The sequence below is a fragment of the Methanobacterium sp. genome (genome assembly GCF_016217785.1).
Taxonomy (GTDB): domain Archaea; phylum Methanobacteriota; class Methanobacteria; order Methanobacteriales; family Methanobacteriaceae; genus Methanobacterium.
Genome location: NZ_JACRGA010000005.1, coordinates 265909 through 288679, shown reverse-complemented (window position 1 = coordinate 288679; position 22771 = coordinate 265909). Strand labels below are relative to the sequence as shown.

Genomic DNA, 22771 nt, shown 5'->3' with positions numbered 1-22771 from the left:
AGGAAGAAAAATATAGTTTATATGCACCCAGACCTATGTTCTGCTTTTATTGAGGGTTTGCCTTACTGACTGTGCTGGTGAGTTTGACGTGCTCTACACCTTTGAGTCTTTTTATTTTTTCTGTGAGGTCGCGGATGTGTTTAACATTCATTTACCACTATAATTTCCTGGCAGTACTTCTCACCTATGTCTGTGCACATAACTGCAGTTATCTGTTCTCGGAAATCATGCTGAATATCTGCAAGATCTTTCAGGACACTAGTGTAGTGATATTCGAATATTACTGCTATCGTGCCCATTCTTTCTCCTTCCATCTCATTCATTCACTGATAACGTATTATGTAATCCTCCAGAGCGTCTCTAATTCCCTTAGATCTGGAATTATAACCCCTATCATGCAGAATCTCATCGAATTCTTTAAGCAACTTTCGGGGTAAAGACATACTAATTCTAATCACCTATAAATCTCTCCTGAATACTAAATTAACATGATTAATAGAAAGTTTCAGATAGTAATTGTCCAGATCGTAATTTGCATTAGGATAGTGGAATGTGGTACTCTTGAGCCAGAATTACTAGAAAAATTCCATTAACTCTTTTGAAGTCAAAGGATAATCTAAAATCTCAAGAGAAGGATATTACCACTGAAATAGGATATTTCACTTAAACCAATTTCCTCTTCATCCACACAGCACCGATTCCCAGACCAAATACCAAACCAATTAAGAGACCAGATAACAGTGGAGTTAAGAAGCCGGAACTGGTAGACCCAGCCACATTCAACTTGGTTAAACCCTGCTGGATGGAATTTTGATTGGCATCTACAGCTAAAATCCGGCTAGAGACTTCAGGATGCTGGCTTATGAATTCTTGAACTGTATCCGTGTAAGCCACTGCCAGAATTTTCTTGTTTGAATCATTGAGGGCGTGTTCCAGCTCATGGGCCACATCATCTGCAGATGCGAACTTATAGACAGTTACGTTAACTCCCATTTCATCCACCACGGATCTGGCCAGTTTACTTGTGGAGTTATCAGCTATGATAATAGTTGACTCATTGGTGGTTACATGCACTCCATGGGCACTCACCGGCACCATAAGCCCAGCAATTATCAGGATTAAAATTCCTATTTGTTTCAGATTAGTCATCTTATAACCCCACTTTAAATTTGTTCCACCTTTGCCAGTTCCGGTTTTAGTTTAAATAGTGACAGGATTATGAAGATGTTGATAATACCCTCAATAACTCCCACAAACAGATAAAACGGTACCAACGTGGCCATTAAAACCTCTAATGTGGCAACACCTGCAACCAACATTATTACAACCTGAGCTATAGTGGCCATGATGATTCCCATGAAGGTTCCTGAAAATATGCTCAACCGATCATCCAGTTCTCTCGTGAATTTGTAGAAATAATAGGTGGAAAAACTCATCACAATTCCCATAGTTACCACATTAGCACCTAAGGAAGTTATGCCGCCCATTCCCAGGATGAAAAACTGTACTATGAAACATAAGAATGCCACTGTAACCCCACTTAGAGGGCCTAATATAATTGCCACCAGGGGTATCAGAAATAAGTGTATGGGCACCCCGAAAGGTGAGGGTATGGATATGGAAGATGCAGCAATGGTTACCGCCGCGAGAATAGAAGTGTTAACAATAACTTTCTCCTTTTCTTCTGTTTTAGAAAGTTTGTACATGTACACTGCCATTATGGCAATGGTTAAAATCCAGTAGATTGCAGCCTGCCATAATGGTAACAGGCCATCAGGTAAATGCAAAGTAATAACCTCCTTTAATATTTTTTTAAATTCTGATTGGATGATAACTGAAGGATGAAACTACTTGAGAATCCAATAATACTTGAGAATCCCATAAAATTTATTTCAGTCCCTGGTTTCTCCTCGAACGTGAATAAGTTTTTTATCTGCCAAATAGACTCATTTGTAGCTTACTTAAAGTACTGCCTTCCTTGTAAGGGAATGACATAGCAATTAAACCAACTACTATCATTAAACCAATCATTGCCACTGGTCCGCCTGGTGAGTTGGTTGATACCGTGTTTCCGGTAACTTCTTCAGGACCACTTGCAGAAGTAGTGGTGGCGTTGCTGTTGTCAGTTGTCGGGGTGTCAGGTGCTGTTTGGTCTGATCCAGTTCCTCCAGTTGTGCTAGACTTTGAACCACTGCTGGTTGAAGTAGAGCCAGAAGAAGTTGAACCAGATGAACTTGAGGACTGGGAACTTCCAGATGTATCACTTGAACCAACGTCGGTAGTACCAGTATCAGTGCCATCACCTGTTCCCGGGTCGGTAGTCTCTTCAATTGGAATTCCATGTCCCGGATGTGCTGTAACTACCCCACAAAGCGTTAAAGAAACTGCAATCATTAATATTAAAATAATTCCATCTTTTTTCATGAGTTTAATCAACATCATCTCCTTCAAATTATCTCCTTCAAATTTGTATAAAAAATAATAGTAATATAGTATATATGATTTGTGTTATTACAAGTTTCTTGAAAATCTCTAAAAAAGTATTATTTAAGAAATATGATCCATTGCTCATCTGATTTTAATTCAGATAGAATTGCCTGTAATGAATTAAAATAACTTGAAACCAACTAAATAAGGTTAAATATAAAATTTTTAATTTTAAATCCCTTAAAATCGCTTTAACCCTATTTTTGAAAGTAAACTTCATAAAAGCCACATATCATTCCAAAGTCACACGATCATGTTCCAATATATAAAAATTATCTTATCCTAAAACCATTTAAATCAACCCAAATCAACCAATTTAAGAAAATTAGCAACATTCGCACAAATATTTTTCATATGTAGGGCTATGTTACTCCCCATAACCCCAAGAGTAATAATAACAAATAAATGGAAAGTCTTAAATAGAAGCATCCCCCATTCCATGATTGTACGAATAACACCAGATAAAGTATTACTTAAGTGGTGTAAAAAGGTGTTTTTGTATTAATCGATGAACTTGCCATTTCCTCCTGCAAGACGTCTCCAGTTGGGATCTCAAGATCCCTCCTGGACAAACTTATAAGGGGCATCTAAGTTATCAATTTAAATCGCTCAAATGTATCATATCCACCCTGATGCCCTTTATAACTTTCCCATTTAATCTAGAAGCGTTCAGAGGTAATTCATCAGGAATACTAATTCATCAATTTTATTACTCAAATCCAAAAAATCAAAGCTTTTGTAATACTGATGGAAACGTTTATATTATAAGTTTTCGTACACAAGTATAGAAATTTAAGGCTTTAAACAATGATTTAGGTGTAGTATTACAATTGCCTTCAAAATCAGGAGTTAAGTATTACTACAAATAAACATTTAGCCTGTATAAAAATAAACGGAGGCAGAATATGCATATACCCGATGGTTTCATCCCATTATGGCAGTGTGCCATATACTGGATCATTGCTTTAATAGTACTCGGCTATTCCCTAAAATGGGCTAGAGAAAACCTGGATGAAAAAAATATACCCCTTATGGCCGTTTTGGCAGCAGGAATATTTGCCATTCAAGCCATGAACATACCTATACCCTGGGGAACCAGTGGACATATGGTAGGCGCAGCATTAATAGCAATCATATTTGTCAGCCCATGGGCTGCAGTGCTGGTTTTATCCATAGTATTAATACTACAAGGACTTATCTTTGGAGACGGTGGAATGACCGCTCTCGGAGCAAATATTGTTAACATGGGACTTATTGGTGGTTTCGTTGGATTCTACGCCTACAAAACCCTAAAAGGAATAGGGAGAATACCGGCAATCTTCATTGCCGCATGGGCATCCATATTCCTGGCAGCTATAGCTTGTTCCATTGAAATGTCACTGGCCGGTACTTTCCCACTGGTGGAAGGACTCATATTCATGGGATTATACCATGCTGTGATAGGCTGTATAGAAGGCATAATCACTGTAGTGGTTATTCTGGGTATTGATAATGTGCGGCCCGACCTGTTACCCGCATGGGTAAGCAGCAGAAAGCAGGAGGCGGTAGAATGAACACTAAAAACCGCAACCTATTAATTGGCGGACTTATCATTGCCATAATAATTGCTGTTCTGGCACCTTTCCTGGCATCAGGCAACCCCGACGGACTGGAAAGTACAGCGGGAACTCTCGAAGTACCTGAGTCTGAAGCACACTACACTGCCCCATTACCGGACTATGCCATACCTGGAATGGAAGAAAATCCATTAGGTGGTGTTATCGCCTTGGTAGTGGGAACTATTGTGGTTCTTCTGGCTGTACTCGGAGTTACAGCCCTATTCCGGAAAAGGAAGGAAAATGGAACTGAATGAATAAAGGAGCTTTTTTTCTAAGCTCCACTTTTCTTATTTTAAAAAACAATTTAAAACTAACAACCAATAAAAATTAAGTTAATGAGACTATAACATGCAAGGACTAGCTGAAATCGACAGGGAAGCAGGTAAAGACAGCTTCATGAACAGTTTAGACGGAAGGATAAAACTAATATCCTCCCTGTTAATCATCATATACGCAGTTTCCAGTACCAACCTTATGATACTGGTTATAATGGAGATGTACCTTTTAATCCTGATTTCACTGTCCAATGTAACCCCCATGTATGCCTTGAAACGTATAGCTCTTATTATTCCATTTGGAGGTTTCGTGGCCCTCATACAACCATTCTTCCAACCAGGAAATGTGATCTGGACCGGGGCCTTTGGATTGTTACACATGACTGATTACGGTCTTTACTTTGGAACATTACTCCTCTTCAGGGTCACGGTTTCAGTCACCTCCATTGTCTTTTTATCTTCATCCACATCCATGCAGGATCTGGTGGCCTCTGCCCAGAAATTAGGAGTCCCCCACCAGTTAGCCATGCTCTTAAACCTCACTGTTCGCTACCTATTCTTCTTTTACGATCAACTAACCAACATTTTAAACGCCCAATCCACCCGCTGTTTTGATATATTCAGCAAAAAAACACCATACAAGTGGAGATTGAGAAAAGTGGGAGAAACTATCACAATGATGTTCCTCCGGGCATTTGAACAGGGCGAAACTGTGTATATGAGTATGATGTGCCGGGGTTATTCTGAAAATACTCGTATTTACCGGGCCAAAGCCAAACTGGATAAGAAAGATTTTGCTTTTATAGGAACCACCATATTTATATTATTATCCTTACAATTACTGACTACGATGGTACTTTAATTTGACCTACCATATTGATATAGAGGAAATTTCAATGGCCAGAGTAGTTATTAAAACCGAAAATATGAGTTTCACCTATCCTGATGGAACTTCTGCACTTCAAAATATAAATATGGAAATATTAGAGGGTGAACGAGCTGCCATCATTGGATCCAATGGTGCTGGTAAATCAACATTATTCTCTCATTTTAACGGTATTTCAAGACCCACCTCAGGTTTGATTAAAATTGATGGGGAACCAGCCAGTTACAAGAAGGATGATCTGATAAAGATCAGACAGAAAGTAGGTATGGTGTTTCAGAACCCGGATGACCAGCTTTTTTCACCCACAGTGGCAGAGGATGTGGCTTTCGGGCCCATGAATTTGGGTCTTCCTGATGATGAGGTGGAAAAGAGGGTTGAAGAATCATTAGACGCTGTGGGAATGCTGGGATCTCAAAGAAAAGCACCTCACCACTTGAGTGGAGGTCAAAAGAAGAAGGTGGCTATTGCCGGTATTCTGGCCATGAAACCGGATATAATGGTTCTGGATGAACCAACCACCGGACTGGATCCACACGGAGCAGAACAGGTTATGGACATCCTTTATGATCTTAATCAGAACAGAAATATGAGCATAATCATTTCTTCACACGACGTGGAGATGGTTACTGAGTTTGCAACCAAGATTTTCGTACTCCACGGGGGCCAGATCATCCACCAGGGCACTCCCGAGGACATATTTAATGATCCAGAAACCATTAAAAAAGCACGCCTAAAACAACCCACTGCAGCGGCATTGTTACACCGCCTTAAGACCAATGGAATGTCAGTTGGTGTCAAGTTAACAGTTGAAGAGGCCTATCATGAGATCCTTCATGGTATGGGTGAAGATTCCTATCACAATCTCCTGCACATGGTTAAAGACCAGTGTCATCATAAATTACTGCACACCCTTGGTGAGGAGAAATATCATGAAATGCTCCACATTCTTGAAGAAGAAAAGAAAAATCTAATTGCTAAAGAATTTAAAAAATCAATCGGAAAATGACATTCAAATGGGCTAAAGATTTACGAAAAACATTATTTAAATATCCAATACCTTTAATTATTTATTAATCACCATAATAGATTTATTTACTGTTTTTAGATTGTTTTAGTAAACTAAGTGATTACTTGAAATATTTAATTCTGCAGAATGGTGAAAGAGATAGAAGTGGGCTGTTGAAAAACTCTTCAGGGATAGCTATTTTTTTGATGATCCTGTAATCATCTCCTAGTGCAGTTCATTAACATAATGTAAAATAAACCTAAAAAAATAAAAAAAAGTGAAGTTTATGGAAAAATAATTCCTTATACTTAAATTAACACCTTACTAAATCATTAATTAAGCCTGTCTGCCCATGTTGACTACTTCAAACTCATCCAGATTTACACTTCCTATGATCCGGTAGAACTCTTCTTCAGGTTGACTGTGGAGTTCTTCATGATCAATACCCCTTGCCTGTTCTAGTCCTCGGATGTAGTACTTAAAGTCGGGGCCCAATTCATCCATGATCCGGTACCCTCTTCCAATCTGAATCAGTTCATTTTCATCACATTCAGAGACTAAATTACCTATTTTCCCTTTAAGGCGTTCTGTGGGTTGTCGGTAAGTTCCCATCTCCAGTGCAGTTTCAATATCCGTGGGTACTTCCAGTTCACTTGCCAGTTCTGTTTGAGTTTTTCCGGTGTGTTTTCTGAATCCTAAAACCAGATTTTTTAGATCTTCTTCCATATTTTTATGCCTCCTACTTTTAAGATAATCTCCTACTTTTATTGATAATAATATGATCCCACTATTATAAATAATTTTTTAAATAAAAGTATTACTACTGATGGATCCCTGGAGAGGGTTCTGAAATCTCTTTAAAAATCATTCCCGCCCAACCCGAAAGCTTATTTATTTGAAAATCCTATCTATTCCAAAGTGCCAACTCTTTATAATTAAAAAATATAATTAATCCAGATTAACATTTTACATTTTAACTGAAATTAAAAATAGTTCATATATATGAAAAATAGTTCATTACAGGTGTCAACTTGAAAAAAGGTTTTATATTCGTTATCATAGCATTAATCCTACTGGTGGCTTACATGCTGGTGGAGCCCTACTGGATTGAAACCAAGCATATAACCCTTGAATCTGACCAGATACCAGCCCAGTTCGATGGGAAAACAATCGTTTTCCTCAGTGATATTCATGCTGGCCCCTTTTTCAGTCAGGATAGAATTGATAGTTTGGTTAGCCAGGTTAATGCCATGAACCCGGACCTCATCCTCTTGGGAGGGGACTACATTGATGGAGATTCTGCATATATTAATTCAACATTCGAGTCTTTATCCAAATTAGAAGCACCCCTGGGTGTTTATGCGGTTCTAGGGAATAAAGATCCCCAGGATTATACCCTGGATGCCATTCCAAACTATGGAATTACCTATATAGGGAATAAGGGCACCTGGATTGAAGAAAATGGTTCCAGGATTCGTCTGGGAGGAGTGGGGGACTATAATAATGGCGCCCAGATCCAGAATGCCACCACATCAGTGGTCACACCCCAGGATTTTGTCATACTGATTAGCCATAACCCGGATTACTTCCCCAAGGTGAATAAATCCAAGGTTGATATGGTTTTCTCAGGTCACACACATGGAGGACAGGTAACCTTTTTCGGCCTCTGGGCACCCAGTACTCATTCAGATTACGGGAATAAATACCGGACAGGAGTAATTGAAGAAAACAACAGCACGTTGATTGTGAGTAATGGTATAGGAACAACCATACTCCCCATACGGTTTTTTGCAAGGCCCCAGATCATTGTGGTGGAACTGAAAAAGACATGAATATGGAAGTTGTTTAGGTAAAACTATCCCTTGGTAAAATCTCAAATCAGGGATTTTATCAAGTTTAGATAACAAATCATACATTTATCAAGTTTAGATAAGAGATCAAGGATTTATATCAAGTTTGGATAAATTTATTCACATTTAAACTCTTTTAAACACATTCCCCTGGTCATTCCAGGTTTTTTATCTAAAAGGAGTTTGATTGCTTCATCAAAATGTTCCAGTGCTTCCTCAGTTTTTTTAAGTTGTTTGAGGACCACTCCTTTATTGTACCACGCCGGGAAGTAGATGGGATGCAAGGCAATGATCTTATCAAAGCACTGGAGAGATTCTTCCTTGCGACCCATATCCATTAAGATAAGGCCTTTATAATTTATAACATCCCACTCTTTAGGTTCAATTTTTAAAGCTGCATCAATGTATTCCAGTGCATCTTCTAGTTTTCCCAGTTCATAGTATGCCCGCCCTACATTGTAAAGGGCAATAAAAGAGGCAGAATCTGATTCCACTGCTTTGTTAAAATAATCAATTGCTTCCGGATAATTTTTTAGATCAAAGAGTATTTCTCCCTTGGCATTACACAGATCAGGGTACAGGTCATCAGATTTATCAATTAATGCCAGGGCTTCGTCAATTAATTTCTGGGCAGTTTCATTCTCTCCAATGAAATGATAGGATAACCCATTAAAATACAGTGCATCAACATCATGAGGTTCTTCAGAGAGGAACTTTTCATAGGAACGTATAGCTTTATCATATTTCCCTAAATAGAATAGTACGGTTCCTTTATCAAAAAATAATCTTATGTTTTCAGGGTTGTATTCTAAAGCTTTGTTATAATCCTTCAAAGCCAGGTGAAGGTCTCCAACATCAACATATACTGCTCCCCTTAAAAGATGGGCATCAGGGTTATGTGGTTCGAATTCCAATGCTCTGGAGAAAAGGTCAATTGCTTCAAAATAGTTTTTATGGTCTAACCATGTTTCTATACCCTTTTCAATGTAATAGTGGGCACCTTCAGTGTTCATTACAACCCCCCTTTGTTATTTATTATTTCTTTATTATGAAATATAAAATTTGGGTTAAAAATTTAGTATTTATAAAAATCGTATAAATTATTCGAAAATAAAAAAAAATCCACCCTTATCCCACAAATGGGATGAAGGATGGCTATTTAATGGTTTTATGGAATATTGATGGATTTAAGTACCTGCTCCTCCACTTAAAGTGTCAGTGGACATGTCCATCAGGAGAGGTTTGGGTAGTTCAATGCCGATGGTTTCTTTTATAACGTCTTCCACGGTTTTAACTGGTAGGAATTCCATTTCTTCCTTGACATCGTCTGGAACATCATCCAAATCCTTCATGTTTTCTTCAGGTAGGATGACCCTTTTTATTCCTGCTCTGTGGGCGGCTAAGACCTTCTCTTTAATACCTCCCACAGGCAAGACTGCTCCACGGAGGGAGATTTCACCAGTCATGGCCAGTTTGGGGTCCACAGTGTGTCCGGTTACCAGAGAGGCAATGGTGGTTAGTAAGGCTACTCCTGCAGATGGCCCGTCCTTGGGTATGGCCCCGGATGGTACGTGTATGTGCAGGTCCTGTTTGTCGAATTCCACCTGTTTTAGGTTGAAGGCCAGTCTGGAGCGGATGAGACTCTGGGATATCTTGGCAGATTCCTTCATCACATCCCCCAGCTGTCCGGTGAGGAGGAGTTTCCCGGTTCCGGGCATGAATGCTCCTTCAATGAACAGTATGTCTCCACCTACAGGTGTCCAGGCCAGGCCAGTTACCACTCCGGGTGGGTTGTGTTTCCCGGCCATGTTGATCTGTATGAGTTCGTGTCCCAGTAGGTCGTAGAGCATGTCTTCTTTAACTACGTAGGGCAGGTCTACTTTACCCAGTACGATTTTCTCTGATGCCACTCTGGCTACAGTTGCCAGTTGACGTTTAAGTCCTCTTACTCCTGCTTCCCGGGTGTACTTTTCAATGATGGTTTTTATAGCTTCATCATCAAACTGGATTTGAGTTTCATCCAGACCATTCTCCTCTAAGACCTCGGCAATCAGATGATTCCGGGCTATGTGGAATTTTTCATGGCTGGTGTAACTGCCGATTTGTATGATTTCCATTCGGTCCCTTAGTGGGCCTGGTATTCCCTTCAGGGAGTTTGCAGTGGCTATGAAGAACACCTCAGACAGGTCGTAGGGTACTTCCAGGTAGTGGTCAGAGAAGGTGTTGTTCTGTTCAGGGTCCAGAACTTCTAAGAGGGCACTGGCAGGGTCTCCACTGTAGGATGCCATTAGTTTATCTACTTCATCCATGATGAACACTGGGTTTCTTTCACCAGCACGTTTCATTCCCTGGATTATCCTTCCGGGTAGGGCTCCCACGTAGGTTCTTCGGTGACCTCTGATTTCAGATTCATCCTTCACACCACCGAGACTGATGCGGACGTATTCACGCTGGAGTACTTCGGCAATACTCTTACCCAGACTGGTTTTACCTGTTCCGGGTGGTCCTACCAGGAGGAGTATGGAACCCTGTTTGTTTTGTTTGAGTTTCATCACTGTCAGGTGCTGGATGATCCTGTCTTTTACTTTATCCAGGCCATAATGCTGCTCGTTTAAGATTTTTCGTGCTGCTTCAATGTCGATATCTTTGACCTGACTTTCACCCCATGGAAGGCTGGTTAAAAGGTCCAGGTAGTTTCGGATGACGTTTTCTTCAGAGCTGTGTGGTCCCTGGCGTTCCAGTTTGTGAAGTTCTTCCAGGGCAATCTCTTTCACCTCTTCTGGCATGTCTGCTTCTTCGATTAACTCCCGGTAATCTTTCTTACCATGCCCTCCTTCTGAGTCGGTTAGTTCATCCTGCAGGACTCGGAGCTGTTCTTTGAGCATGTTTTCCCGGTGTTTTTTGTTCATTTCATCGTTGAGCTTGGCAGCCATTTCCATCTGGAACTTTATTGAATCTTTTTGTTCAATCAAGATGTCCAGGAATTTCAGGCTTTTCTCTTTTAAGGAACGTATTTCCAGTAAAGCTTGTTTTTCTTCATGGGAGAGTCTTGTGTAAGGGAATAGGTTGGCTATTACCTTTCGGAGATCATCCAGTTGATTGATCTGATCTACATAGGCCTTGGAGTCTTTGAAGTTTTCACTTATTTCAGAGACAATGTACCTGACATGTTTAACCATGTCTGCCTGGTCTTCAGGGTCTAGATCAATTTCATCAGGGATTAACTCATATTTAGCCCGGTAGTTTATACCATCCGGGATTAATTCTTTAATCTGGACTCTTTCTATGATTTCTACCCTTAAATGATAGAAATCTCTCATTTCTTTGGCGTTTTCCACTCTGATTAAGGTTCCTATTTTGTTAATATCTGATTCTGCGTAGTATCTGGCGGGTGTTCCGTCTTTGGATGCTACGGCAATCCCGTAATAATCATCGTTTTTAACTCGGTTGTGTATTTCACTCCCATTTTTTTTACCGATTTTAAGATTCATGTTAGTTTCATGTAATAAAACCATGTCTGGTAAAACTAACACAGGTAATTCTTCTTTTGCTTTTATATCACTCATATTATCACTCACAGGGCTTGGTTTATGATTTGAAGTTTAATGATGAATTTAATACTCAATATATTACTTTAAATTCGAAATATTGAAGTAAATGATGGGAAGACTTTAAAAAAATTCTAACCCACAACTTGGGGGGCTAATATTCTTCCTTTTTTTCCGAATGTTTACAACTGGATCTTTCCAGCTGACTACACTTGGCAAATGCACATGTAAATAAAAAATCAATTCTTTTCTGGTGTTTTTGCATGGAGGGCCTGTTGAATCTGTAGTAAATGTAGTTTCCCTCTTTTTTGGCAACGAGTATGTTGGCATTTTTTAGGATTTTCAGATGCTGCGATGCTGCTGGCTGTGTTATGCCCATGTCCTTTGACATTTCCGTTACACTGACTTTATCCACTTCACCTGAAGCCAGATAGTAGATAAGTAGCAACCGATTGACATTGGCCAGGGCTTTAAGCACTTCCTCCAGTTCTTCGGTAGACTCCAATGTTGACTTGGAATTAATCCTAAGCATAACACATGTTATATAAGTATATGCTTATATACTTTTCCATCATACTGATCTGTCTGGAAATATTATTAAATAGCCGTTAAAAATGAATAACCACATTTAATTATGCGATAATTAGCAAAATCAGAAATGATGTATTTGATTGGAAGTAGTTTTGAAATAGAAAAAGGATCTGGAATAAAAGGATCTAAAATAAAAAAAGAGTTAAGATTACTCAGACAGCTTCTCAATCTGTCTGTCAATCTCTTCCAGAGCAGCTTGTGCAGCTTCATCAGCCAGGTTTTCATCTGCTTTGCAAAGTTCATCCAGGAAGAGTTCTACTTCTACATCAACATCAAGACCATCTTCTTGGTTGAATTCAACTCTTAACTCCATATCCTGGACTTCTTTTTTAGAGACCTTGGAAAAAATATATTTTTCTGCAACTACTGCTGCAGCTTCGGATATTTTCTCCATTTCAAGGTCGGTTAATGTTTTCAAACTTTAAACCTCTGTAACTTAGGGTATGGTACCAATCAATAGTAATTGGCCCCAAGATACTAAACTTTAGTTGCCGAGTCCGGGCTGCTGCTGTATCTGCATGGCTTCCTGTAAGGATTCCTGCATTTCCTGTAACCGTTTCATGACCCTTTCTTCCTGTCTTTTAACTGTTTTTTCCCTGAGCTGTAGGGTTTCCAGTTTTTCGGTTAGTTCTTCAGTTAGTTCGGGTTTAGCCATTTTAATTAACAGGGTTCCTGCAGTTTTGTAAACTTCAGCATTATCTTCCACTTTTTCCAGTTCTTCAAGGGCCTTTTCAGCTTCTCTTATCTGCAGATCCACATTCTGTTTCTGCATGGTTATGGCCTGGGCCTGTTGTTGCATCTGCTGGAATTGTGCTAGTTGATGTTGGATATTTTGGGGAACTTCCATATTTTCACCTCTACATATTATAAGTCTATGATCCGTTAATTCAATGAACGTTTATTCAATGAATATTTTTAAATAATTTTAATGTTTAATTTAATAGTTTAATTTAATGTTTTAATTCTAAAATCTGCTGTGAAAGCAGTATCCATCGCAGGTAAGAATTCAGGGATGCTCTAAGGGAGGGAGTGTCACGCGCTGTGATGGTGATTTTTAGAATGTTTTTCTGACATTCAATCTCAGTACTGGTTCGCTCGGATGGTGATCCTCTTATTTCTGGTTCAATTGACCTTAGAACTATTTTTGCATCCTCTCGAGAAGGAAATTCAAGTTCTATCTGGCTTTTGACCTGTTTAAGAGCTTTTATCCTCATCACCTGCTATTTCCCATCCCTGAAGGTAAATGCGTGGTCCAGTGGCCAGGCCCTTTCCATCGAAAAATTCGATTAATGGTCGGGATTTACTGGTCCGGATGAGTATGAGATTTTCATCAGAATATTCCTGAGGTTCTTCAAGGGGAATTTCAAAGATTTCAGGAGATAAATCTTTTAATTCATCCACTTCACACCTGATATGGAGGTTATCCTTCTTCATCCTTCCCTTGGAAAGGGAAAAGTCTACAGTTAACTGGAGACTTATGAAGAGTTCTCCATCCTGATAAAATTCCATCCCATTGGGGTTTCCGTCTCTTTCAGATACGACGGCAACCCTGTCTTCTCCGATTTCATTTGCCTTTAAAAATACATCCCTGAGGCTCATTTTCCCACGGTTTGTGCAGCGAGCTTTTAACACTCGTTCCAGGCCACGGCAGAATGTCCTTGTTCTCTGGGATGGTTTTCGGGAAGTGGTGATTAACATGAATTAACCAAAAATATGAAGATGGATTTTCAGATGATGCTCTTATGAAAATGGATAACAAATGATACCCCTAAGATGGGATACTAAATGATACCCCTTTATAAGATGGATATCCTATGATGCCCTTATAATGATGGATTTTCAATGATACCCATAAATTGGATATTAAATACCATATGAAGAGAGGATATCAAATGATACCCTGAAAAAGGATTTTTATCGGGCTTCCACTTGTCTCCTGACTGGAGGGATCTCCTTAAAGAGAATCCTGTAACGGCAACTGGGACATTTAGATTCTGTGTAACCTTTGATATCTACCAGTGTACCACACTTATCACATTTATACAATTATAAACCTCCAACAATCCTCTTAATGTTCCTGGTTGCGGTTTTACCCATTGGGGTGTGGGGCATGTATGCTCCGCCAGTGAAGACTGCACCACATTTACGGCACTTCCATATTCCTGCCGCAGTCCTTTTAACTCCCTCTCGGTCACATTTAGGACAGATGTGATTCTTCTTCATGTTATCTTCGATGGCCTTCACGGTTCTTTTTGCTTTCCTACCATATCTGGCACCGAATCTGCCTGTTACACCTACTTTCTTAGTTCTTGCCATAATTATCACCTTATTAGTTGTTATTTTTTTAAATTGAAAGGAATTCGGATGGTTATTCATCCAAATTACCTGGTTACTGTATATTTTTGTTAGTCTTTTGATTTTGGCTCTTATCATAGCCAATTTTTTGTGCCCAGTTTACAGTTTAGTAATGTTTTCACGAAGTTCTTTCGTCTTCTTTTGAGCCATTCCTACAGCCTTCAAGACTTCTTCACGTGTGAGGGGAACTGATCCTCCTTTTTGCATGGCACAGATACTTCCATCTGTCCGCATACCAATGGATATTCTGGCGTCCAGCACATCATCTTCCTCCAGGGAAGGATCTGCCACCAGTTCTCCACCGATCTTGGCCAGGGTGCACATGAGGGGTTGTTCCTTGATTGGGATGGGAACCATCTTTTCATAGTCAATTACGACTTCATCACCTTCAATGGTTGTGCTTGGTATTTTGGTGTTCATGAGGGCGGCTAAACTGCCCAGAACAGCGGCGTCCATGAGGTTGCCATCGTAATCTACAATGTGCAGATCAAGGAATATCATCCACACCTTCTTACCAGGTATGATGACCAGTTTTTCCAGGTCCACAGTTTTCCCTTCTCGTATGCAACGGTCGGTTACACGGGAAAGTTCCACTGAAGTTTCATTGGGTGGTCCTGCTTCGAAGTTAGGGGCTGCCATTGGCAGGAGTTCGGAGTTGGTTATCAGAACACCCACGTTTGGTGTGTCAGGGAATGGTTCGCCGATCTGGGGTTTGGCACCCACTACTATCTGGGTTTTACCTATTTTCACCCGGGCAGAACCTTCGGCTTTTTTAATTACACCGGTTTCCAGACTTATTTCCCGGTACTGGTCCAGGGCTCTTCCATCTGCTCTTTCCCCATTTTTGATGAGATTGGCAACACTTTCCTTTATGATCTGTGGTACTACGCTCTGCACCATTTTAATCACCGTACCTGTTCTTTATGGCATTTTTCTGTTCTTCGCTGATGATTTTACATCCTTTTACAGCCAGATCCAGTGCTTTTTCGAATTCATCGCCAGTGAGGTGTCCGTCCATCTGCAGCAGGGTTATGTCCCCGGTGCGTGGCATCATGGCAATGGGTAAGTCAGCTTCTCCTTCCTTATCCTCCCATTCTGATAAGTCCATGATAACCTTACCATCCGCTTTACCTGCGGCACAGGCTGCCACCATATCCCTCATGGGTATGCCTGCATCGGCCAGGGCCACAGAGGCCGCGGTTATACCGGCACATCTGGTTCCTCCTTCTGCCTGCAGGACTTCTATGAAAATATCAATGGTTGATCTGGGGAATTTTTCCAGGAAAACTGCAGGGTTTAATGCTTCTGCGGTGATCTTGGATATTTCCACTGATCTACGATCTGGTCCTGGTCTTTTACGGTCTTCCACCGAGAATGGTGCCATGTTATAGCGGCATCGAAGGATTGCCATGTTGGGTTTTAACAATCTGCGCACGTGTAATTCTCTGGGACCATAAACAGCTGCTAGAACCTTGTTATCACCAATTTCTACATAAGACGATCCATCGGCTCTTTCCAAGACTCCTGCCTCTATTTTCAAAGGCCTCAGTTCATCGAAAGCTCTTCCGTCTGGTCTTTTTTTAGTGACAGAAGTTATTAAACTTCCCTTATTACTATCTCCAATTGATTTGCTGGTTAGAATAATAATCACCCCTTACTGAATCAATTTTTCCTCATATTCATCTTCTTCATCTTTCGTATCTGATTTTTCAGAATCAGGTTTTTCGGTATCTGGTTTTTCAGAATCAGGTTTTTCGGTTTTTTCACCGAGAAGTTCCAGTAACATGTCCCTTATTCTGTCGGTGAGGCCAGATGTGTGTGCTTCATCTTCAATGGTTTTAACAACCTTCTGCACTACTCTTTCCATCTCTGGTTTTCCTTTAACCCAGACAACTCCGTTTTGACCTACCACTACTTCACATCGGGTTTGGTCTTTGATCATGTTGATCATGGATCCTTTCTTACCTATGAGTCGGGGTACCTTGGTGGGGGTTATGTTGATGAGAATTCCTCCACGGAATTTACCAAGCCCTCTACCTTTAAGACCAAGTTTCACCTTTTTAACTTCGTCAACGTCCACCACGCGCAGGAAAAGCACATCTCCCACATTGAAAGCACGGTTTAAATCTCTTTTTTCCTTACCGAAAACTTCTGCTGCGGGTAATATCCCGGAGTAAGGTGAGTTTATGTCCAGGTTCCACATGGAGAAGCGGATGTCAGATACTTTACCAATAACCACATCTCCTCTTTTAGGGATGTATTTGCTCTGTAATGGTATGACACTAATTTTTTTATCCCGTACAGCCACCAGACCAACCAGGGAAGAACATACCTTGTCTTCTTCTGTGAAAGTTCCTCTTCCTGAGTGATAGTCCCCTTCTGCTAAGATCTCACCCGGAACTACTATCTGTTTATCTTCTACTAATAACACGTTTTGCCTCCTTTATAGGCTAAAAAGAAGTTTTATTTTAAGAGTTTGGTTTCCACCTGTCCATGGGTAATCTCTGAGAGTCTCTGATAGAAACTTTCCTGCATACCACCCGGGATTTCAACTACAGCAACCCATGACCCATCCTGTTGCCATTCTTCTTTCATGGTTTTCCCATATTCAGGTAGGACTCCATAAACCTTTCCGGTGTCCTCTCCAGGTATGTGGATGGCCACCCTCACTTTTTCAAGTCTTATGGGTATTAACTTACGGATAGCCTTTAGCGTGATGTTCACCTGTTCATCCACACTCTTAAAGGGATCCACCCTGACCTTAGCCTCTTCCATGGCTATTTCAATCCTTCTTGCAGGGTGGGGGAGCTTTGTCTGAGGATTTATGGCTTCTCGGGCAATTTTAGCCACGACCATTCTCCTTTTATCCTCCTGCATATCCCTCCGTTGTTGGGCAGTGAGTTGAACCTGTCCTTTACGGATAATGATGGCAGCAGCTTCCAGGGGATCAGTGGTGTCAAAGGCTTTATTCATTGCCTCTTCTGATGCTTTATCCCCCTTTTTAGAATCCTTGAAAACCTCTTCAACAGCCAATATCTCTTCAATTTGGATATCTTCTCCCCTTTTAAAATCAGATGCTAGATCTGGATCCACCAGGATCTCGAATCTTTCCCCGTAGTATTCCAGGCGGGCTATAACGGCATCTTCCAGGGTGATCATAAATTATTCCTCTTCTTCCTCATCCTCCTTTGATTTGCGGATGAGGAGTTCTTCTACATGTTCTTCTATTTCATCTTCTGTGAGTTTGCGATATTTGTGAGTGGCTTCTTCTATGACCGCGATTTCTACGCTTTCTTTGGTAGTTTTACCTTCGGTTGCTTCGTAGATCGCATCTAGTGCCAGTTCCATGGCTTCATTGATTTTCATATCTTCGCTGTAGCCCTTTTCAAAGACTTCCATGGCCATTGCTCTTCCAGCTCCAATTGCAGTGGCCTTGTATTCAATTAAGGCACCACTGGGGTCTGTTTCGAACAATCGACATCCATTGTCTTTGACTCCTCCGATGATCAGTGCTGAACCGAATGGTCGAACTCCACCATGCTGGGTGTACATCTGTTTCATGTCACAGATCTTCTTGGCCAGCATTTCCACTGGTATGGATTCGTTGAAGGTGATCTTGTTGATCTGGGATTCCATTCGAGCTTGTTCAATGAGTTTACGAGCATCAGCCACTAAACCTGATGTGGCGGCTCCTATGTGTTCGTCGATCTGGAATATCTTTTCAATGGATGTGGGTTCCACCAGTTTGCTGCTGGGTCTTTTATCTACCACCAGCACAATCCCCTCTGCTGATTTAACTCCTAATGAAGTTGTACCTCTTTTTACAGCTTCTCTAGCGTATTCAACCTGAAATAGCCTTCCATCTGGGCTAAAAATAGATATACCTTTATCATATCCTGCTGCTGGGAACGGTTGCATATCTTTATACCTCTTTTAAATTTTTTGATAAAACAATGAACTTCAATAAAATATTGGTTTAGAAGTTAATAAAACCATTTATACATTTTATTCATCTGCTGCCTTCAATTTAATAAAGTTTGTTATTGCCGCTTTGATGGTTCCGGAAATTCCCAAAGTTTGGAAAACTACTCTTTTTCCGCGAAATTTAGTTATGGTGGGGATTACAGCACGGGCCCGGTCTACTTCATCCCGGTTACATCGAATGATTCCCTTAACCATATTTTTTCCAGGTGCCGGATAATTCCACACCTTTACCACCCACAATTCCAGTTGGCTGGCTCCACATGCCCCGTAAAGGTTTCCGGATGACTCTGTAACCAGGGATATTACATCATCCCGCTGGAGGGGGATTTCTGAAAAAGCCACAAATGCCAGGTATCTTTTCTTATCCCTAAGGTGAGTGGGTAATATTTTAAGCTTCATAAACCCTTATATCTCCATATCTGAGTTTAATTATTTGAGTTAATCTTATAATTCACTATTTCTTATTTAATAATTGATTAGAGTGATGTGATCTTAATATTAAAGGGATATGCTCCTTAATTAAGGAAGAATATTTCAATCAAGAAATTAAAGATAAAATCATTATTATAATAAAATCCAGTACATTTTGCTTACCAAGTACATTTTTTTAATTTATTTTATCAAACGTACCCCTGGAACTATGACCGCATCTCTTATTTTATTTCTCTGGATAATCTCCTGTGGAGTTTTTGACAATGCATCAAAGGCCTCATTCTTCGTCATTCCAAAGCAAGCTGCCAGAGCTGTCACGTCTTTTGGGTTGCGCAGGCCATAAATAGAATTGGTATCACTGGTTATGATAACCGGGACCTCGTATTTACGATGCAACTTCATAATCTGTCTAAACTGACTTAAAACCCGGTATTGTTGGTTTGGCCGAGTTAAAAGGAAATATTTCAGGTTTATTTCTACTGCAACCCTGTTTTCAGCAGCTTTAACTGCTAAGACATGGTTAATACCACTATCAAACCGGCTGCGATAGGGATGACTTAAAATGTCAACACGAGGATCTTCAGTGGCGGCTCTGTTTATCTTAAGATCTCCACCATGAACCAGGATGACATCGGCCTTTTTGCGAAATTTTTGTACCTGTTTTTTAAGATCTTCCTGATTTTTGGCCTCTATTTCCACACCGATCTGGATGAGAGGGTATTTATTTTCCTCTTTACCAGATTCAGTTAGCTCTTTACTAGATCCAGTTAGGTTACTTATACTTTCACGTAGGTTCTTAAGGATCTCGGGCTGATTGATACAATTCCGGGAGTGGACCGTTAACACCACTCCACTGTATCCCATTTTTCCAGCATCTATGGCCAGTTCAGGGCCTCCGTGGACGTGAAAATCAAAAAACATCCTTCCACCTTATTCCTTGAATATCTGCCGGGCAACCTTTAGGGCTTCTTCCTTCCGGGCGGGGTAGGCAGCTATTTTCAGTTTCAGGTGCAGGGCATCGCCGTGCTCCACTAGCAGAAGATCTCCTAGATAGGCACGTTGTTTATCAAATCTAAGAAAAAGGTTCCCTCGCGCATCCATTCTGCCTTCAAGTTCTGTTAATATCTTTTTTTTGGCTGAGGGAGTTAGTGTCTGTAGTTTTTCCAGGAAGTCTTTGATTTCTCTTTTTTTGGTGATTTTTCCCTGGAGAATGATAACCTGATTCTTATGGTAACCTTCGGTGATTTCCTTAAGAGGTTGGGCTGTGGGGAGGAGGGTAGATAGGGCCTCCCTCACCTTCTCTTCGTTTTCAGTTCCGTAAACAAAGGCCCGGTAGGAGAGGTTATGTATCATTACCTTAATTTCTCCGCTCCTTTACCTTTATTCCTGAGGCCCCTGTTTTTCTTACCTTCACTGGTCAGACCACGGAATACTCTTCCACGGTGATGTTTATCACAGATCCAGTTAATTTTAGGGTCGTTCTTGATTACAGGATGGTTAGGGTCCACCAGGATCACTTCGAAAAATTTGAACTTCCCATCTTCCCAGAGCCAGTAGGAGTTTAAGACCTGTAGGTTGGGGTATCTGCGGGCTACCCTTTCTTCAGCCATACGCTGAATGGATTTTTTAGGGGTTATTTTTTTAACACCCTGCCTTTTGGGCTTTCGGCCTGCAGTAAATCGGGTTTTTCGACGTCCACCACGACGTACACGGGTTCTGACAACTACGTATCCCTTTTTGGCTTTGTATCCAAGGGATCGTGCACGGTCTAGTCGGGTTGGTCGCTCAACACGGGTAATTACACTTTCTTTTCTCCACTGGGGAGCTCGCTGTTGCATTAATTCTTTTACGTAAGATTCATCTGGATTTTTCCAGGCTTCTTTTATATAACTGTACATTAAATACACCTCTTTTTGTTCAGCTTTCGCCACATCCATGGGATCATCATTGGTCCCAAAAAAAGTAGGTCACATACGCCATATTGGCGGTAACACAATGTTGATCACATGCCCTTAAAAAGGTTGTGTTCCGGGGTAAAAATCGAACACTAGAATGATTAACTAAGAATGATTAAATTATGATCATTGTTATAATGATCATTGTCACTCCTACTTAACTCATAGCATATACGGTATTTTCCACATAATACTATATTCCCACGATAAGATACTGTATTCCCTCATTAAATACTGCAGTTCATTAGTATAAAATTGTATTTCTTATTTTATTATGTCTGTTCCTTTAGTGTGGTTCTAATCAATTAGTAGCTCACCATATGGTTAAACTTGCTTTTCAATCCGGCTTATGTACAATCGTGCCCATACATAGGCAACTATGCCCCCAGCAATGTCCCCTGCAACTATACCCCACCATACCCCTTGCTGACCTAATTTAAGGGTTATAGCCAGGATATAGGCAAATATGGCTATAAATAGTAGCTGTCTGAACACGGTCAGGATGAGGGAGGTTACTCCCTTTCCCACTCCCTGGAAAATGGAACTGGACATGATTCCAGGAGGTACAAAGAGGTAAAATAGACACATCACTTGGAGGAATGAAGCTATGGTGGGTGCCAGATAGGCGGTTTCAGGAGAATAGGCGAATATTTTAGCAATGTACGGTGCAAATACGAATGTTATAACACTGGTAATGAGGGCTATTACTGTTCCTACCTTTATGGAGTAGTTGTGGGCTATGCGCAGGTTTTTATATTTTCGTGAACCATGGGCAACACCACTAACAGTGACCACTGCAGTTCCCACTGCGGCCATAGGTATTATAGCCATCATTACCACTCTCCATCCTGCAGAGTAGACTGCTACTGCATCGGTTCCAGCAACCATAACCAGGATTACATTTAAAATGGCAGTTACTCCAGACATCACCAGAAATTCTGCACTTGCAGGTAATCCCACCCCTAATATGGATTTAGAGACTTTAAGATCTGGTTTGAAGTATTTCCAGGATAAAGTGGTGAATGTATCCTTCTTTTTAAGGAACCAGTATAATATAACCACTGAAACCAGTGCTTGGGAGATTACTGTGGCCCATGCTGCTCCGGCAATGCCCCATCCTGCCAGGTAGATCAGTACAGGATCCAGAACTATATTTACCACTGAGGATATGATCATGGCATTCATGGTTCTCTTGGTATCTCCTTCTGAACGAAGGATTCCGTAGGCAGCACCAGTAAACAGCATGAGTATGGTACCGGCAAAGGTAACCCTACCATAGGAAACTGCCAGGTCAATGGTGTTCCCTGCCCCCAAAAACATGAGCAGGGGTTCTAAGAATATTTCCAGTAGAATGGTGAGGATCACGGAAATAATGATGGTGATGACCAGGGTATGCATGGCAGTGTTATTCACACCCTCCTGGTTTCGAGCACCTATGCATCGGGAGATGGCTGAGGTTGCTCCAGCTCCTATTCCATTGGAAAGACCAACCAGTATCATGAATAGTGGTGTTACAAATCCCACTGCTGCCAGGGCATTTCCACCCAGCCCGGATACCCAGATGGCATCCACCAGGTTGTAGGCTGACATCAGTATCATGGCCACAATGAGTGGGCCTGATAATTTTATTATGGCTTTTTTAGGGTCACCAGTTATCAAAGTGACTCCTTCTGTTTTTTCTCCTAAATTACCACTAGAATCATCGGCATCTGGTCCAGTGGGTAATGGTGATGAACTGTTATTTTTCATTTATTTTTCACTCTCTCCTAAATTTGGATTACTCTAAACTAACTCTCAATTACTC

At 40.8% G+C, this 22771-nt stretch carries 28 protein-coding genes and 1 pseudogene; 5 read left to right on the top strand and 24 right to left on the bottom strand.

Annotated features, from left to right (window positions below; all coding sequences use genetic code 11):
- Nucleotides 1-46: 46 nt before the first annotated feature.
- The 4 genes and pseudogenes from HY987_RS02855 to HY987_RS02840 form a co-directional block, all read right to left on the bottom strand.
- A pseudogene (locus HY987_RS02855) lies at nt 47-443 on the bottom strand (ribbon-helix-helix protein, CopG family).
- A 220-nt stretch (nt 444-663) separates the two neighbouring features.
- Nucleotides 664-1149, bottom strand: a complete 486-nt coding sequence (locus tag HY987_RS02850; RefSeq protein ID WP_292755430.1) for a hypothetical protein — start codon at nt 1147-1149, stop codon at nt 664-666.
- Nucleotides 1150-1163: 14 nt separating this feature from the next.
- On the bottom strand, nt 1164-1787 hold the full coding sequence (locus tag HY987_RS02845; RefSeq protein ID WP_292755428.1) for an ECF transporter S component: 624 nt from the start codon (nt 1785-1787) through the stop codon (nt 1164-1166).
- Between the two features lie 142 nt (nt 1788-1929).
- Complete coding sequence (locus HY987_RS02840) at nt 1930-2451, bottom strand: hypothetical protein (RefSeq protein ID WP_292755426.1); 522 nt, start codon at nt 2449-2451, stop codon at nt 1930-1932.
- A gap of 941 nt (nt 2452-3392) precedes the next feature.
- Here HY987_RS02840 and cbiM point away from each other — a divergent pair.
- From cbiM to HY987_RS02820, 4 genes are all read left to right on the top strand, one after another.
- The gene (gene cbiM / locus HY987_RS02835) at nt 3393-4040 is read left to right on the top strand and encodes a cobalt transporter CbiM (RefSeq protein WP_292755424.1); all 648 of its coding nucleotides are present in this window, start codon (nt 3393-3395) and stop codon (nt 4038-4040) included.
- Nucleotides 4037-4339, top strand: a complete 303-nt coding sequence (locus HY987_RS02830) for a PDGLE domain-containing protein (RefSeq protein WP_292755422.1) — start codon at nt 4037-4039, stop codon at nt 4337-4339. The genes cbiM and HY987_RS02830 overlap by 4 nt, the downstream gene beginning before the upstream one ends.
- A gap of 94 nt (nt 4340-4433) precedes the next feature.
- On the top strand, nt 4434-5222 hold the full coding sequence (gene cbiQ / locus HY987_RS02825) for a cobalt ECF transporter T component CbiQ (protein ID WP_292755420.1): 789 nt from the start codon (nt 4434-4436) through the stop codon (nt 5220-5222).
- 34 nt (nt 5223-5256) lie between these two features.
- Complete coding sequence (locus HY987_RS02820; protein ID WP_292755417.1) at nt 5257-6252, top strand: ATP-binding cassette domain-containing protein; 996 nt, start codon at nt 5257-5259, stop codon at nt 6250-6252.
- A gap of 336 nt (nt 6253-6588) precedes the next feature.
- Here the strand turns inward: HY987_RS02820 and HY987_RS02815 are convergent, their stop codons facing one another.
- The gene (locus HY987_RS02815) at nt 6589-6978 is read right to left on the bottom strand and encodes a hypothetical protein (RefSeq protein ID WP_292755415.1); all 390 of its coding nucleotides are present in this window, start codon (nt 6976-6978) and stop codon (nt 6589-6591) included.
- Nucleotides 6979-7283: 305 nt separating this feature from the next.
- Between HY987_RS02815 and HY987_RS02810 the strand changes: the two genes are divergently transcribed.
- Nucleotides 7284-8084 (top strand): metallophosphoesterase, encoded by an 801-nt coding sequence (locus HY987_RS02810; RefSeq protein WP_292755413.1) that lies wholly within the window; start codon nt 7284-7286, stop codon nt 8082-8084.
- A gap of 134 nt (nt 8085-8218) precedes the next feature.
- Here HY987_RS02810 and HY987_RS02805 read toward each other — a convergent pair whose 3' ends face one another.
- The 19 genes from HY987_RS02805 to HY987_RS02715 form a co-directional block, all read right to left on the bottom strand.
- Nucleotides 8219-9115 (bottom strand): tetratricopeptide repeat protein, encoded by an 897-nt coding sequence (locus HY987_RS02805; RefSeq protein ID WP_292755411.1) that lies wholly within the window; start codon nt 9113-9115, stop codon nt 8219-8221.
- Between the two features lie 174 nt (nt 9116-9289).
- Entirely contained in the window at nt 9290-11668 is a 2379-nt protein-coding gene (gene lon / locus HY987_RS02800; protein ID WP_292755409.1) for an endopeptidase La, read from the bottom strand.
- Nucleotides 11669-11804: 136 nt separating this feature from the next.
- On the bottom strand, nt 11805-12182 hold the full coding sequence (locus HY987_RS02795) for a helix-turn-helix transcriptional regulator (protein WP_292755407.1): 378 nt from the start codon (nt 12180-12182) through the stop codon (nt 11805-11807).
- A 207-nt stretch (nt 12183-12389) separates the two neighbouring features.
- Nucleotides 12390-12659, bottom strand: a complete 270-nt coding sequence (locus tag HY987_RS02790) for a DUF3194 domain-containing protein (protein ID WP_292755404.1) — start codon at nt 12657-12659, stop codon at nt 12390-12392.
- 66 nt (nt 12660-12725) lie between these two features.
- The gene (locus tag HY987_RS02785) at nt 12726-13088 is read right to left on the bottom strand and encodes a prefoldin subunit beta (RefSeq protein ID WP_292755402.1); all 363 of its coding nucleotides are present in this window, start codon (nt 13086-13088) and stop codon (nt 12726-12728) included.
- A 103-nt stretch (nt 13089-13191) separates the two neighbouring features.
- The gene (locus HY987_RS02780) at nt 13192-13455 is read right to left on the bottom strand and encodes a KEOPS complex subunit Pcc1 (protein WP_292755400.1); all 264 of its coding nucleotides are present in this window, start codon (nt 13453-13455) and stop codon (nt 13192-13194) included.
- A complete protein-coding gene (locus tag HY987_RS02775) occupies nt 13436-13939 on the bottom strand; it encodes a Brix domain-containing protein (RefSeq protein ID WP_292755398.1) in 504 nt (167 codons plus the stop codon). The genes HY987_RS02780 and HY987_RS02775 overlap by 20 nt, the downstream gene beginning before the upstream one ends.
- A 216-nt stretch (nt 13940-14155) precedes the next feature.
- Complete coding sequence (locus HY987_RS02770) at nt 14156-14287, bottom strand: DNA-directed RNA polymerase subunit P (RefSeq protein ID WP_292755396.1); 132 nt, start codon at nt 14285-14287, stop codon at nt 14156-14158.
- On the bottom strand, nt 14288-14557 hold the full coding sequence (gene rpl37A / locus HY987_RS02765; RefSeq protein ID WP_292755394.1) for a 50S ribosomal protein L37Ae: 270 nt from the start codon (nt 14555-14557) through the stop codon (nt 14288-14290).
- A 138-nt stretch (nt 14558-14695) separates the two neighbouring features.
- A complete protein-coding gene (gene rrp42 / locus HY987_RS02760; protein ID WP_292755392.1) occupies nt 14696-15496 on the bottom strand; it encodes an exosome complex protein Rrp42 in 801 nt (266 codons plus the stop codon).
- Between the two features lies 1 nt (nt 15497).
- Nucleotides 15498-16220 carry an exosome complex exonuclease Rrp41 gene (gene rrp41, locus HY987_RS02755; protein WP_292755773.1) on the bottom strand — a complete coding sequence of 241 codons (723 nt, stop codon included), beginning with the start codon at nt 16218-16220 and terminating at the stop codon, nt 15498-15500.
- 30 nt (nt 16221-16250) lie between these two features.
- On the bottom strand, nt 16251-17027 hold the full coding sequence (gene rrp4 / locus HY987_RS02750; protein WP_292755390.1) for an exosome complex RNA-binding protein Rrp4: 777 nt from the start codon (nt 17025-17027) through the stop codon (nt 16251-16253).
- Nucleotides 17028-17059: 32 nt separating this feature from the next.
- Nucleotides 17060-17755, bottom strand: a complete 696-nt coding sequence (locus HY987_RS02745; protein ID WP_292755388.1) for a ribosome assembly factor SBDS — start codon at nt 17753-17755, stop codon at nt 17060-17062.
- Nucleotides 17756-17758: 3 nt separating this feature from the next.
- Nucleotides 17759-18514 carry an archaeal proteasome endopeptidase complex subunit alpha gene (gene psmA / locus HY987_RS02740; protein WP_292755386.1) on the bottom strand — a complete coding sequence of 252 codons (756 nt, stop codon included), beginning with the start codon at nt 18512-18514 and terminating at the stop codon, nt 17759-17761.
- An 87-nt stretch (nt 18515-18601) separates the two neighbouring features.
- Complete coding sequence (locus tag HY987_RS02735) at nt 18602-18979, bottom strand: Rpp14/Pop5 family protein (RefSeq protein WP_292755384.1); 378 nt, start codon at nt 18977-18979, stop codon at nt 18602-18604.
- Nucleotides 18980-19192: 213 nt separating this feature from the next.
- Entirely contained in the window at nt 19193-19933 is a 741-nt protein-coding gene (rnp3, locus tag HY987_RS02730; RefSeq protein WP_292755382.1) for a ribonuclease P protein component 3, read from the bottom strand.
- A 9-nt stretch (nt 19934-19942) separates the two neighbouring features.
- Nucleotides 19943-20365, bottom strand: coding sequence for an RNA-binding protein (locus HY987_RS02725; RefSeq protein WP_292755380.1), 423 nt, complete (start codon nt 20363-20365; stop codon nt 19943-19945).
- Nucleotides 20365-20910 (bottom strand): 50S ribosomal protein L15e, encoded by a 546-nt coding sequence (locus HY987_RS02720; protein ID WP_292755771.1) that lies wholly within the window; start codon nt 20908-20910, stop codon nt 20365-20367. The genes HY987_RS02725 and HY987_RS02720 overlap by 1 nt, the downstream gene beginning before the upstream one ends.
- 381 nt (nt 20911-21291) lie before the next feature.
- Nucleotides 21292-22716, bottom strand: a complete 1425-nt coding sequence (locus HY987_RS02715) for an MATE family efflux transporter (protein ID WP_292755378.1) — start codon at nt 22714-22716, stop codon at nt 21292-21294.
- Nucleotides 22717-22771 lie beyond the last annotated feature (55 nt).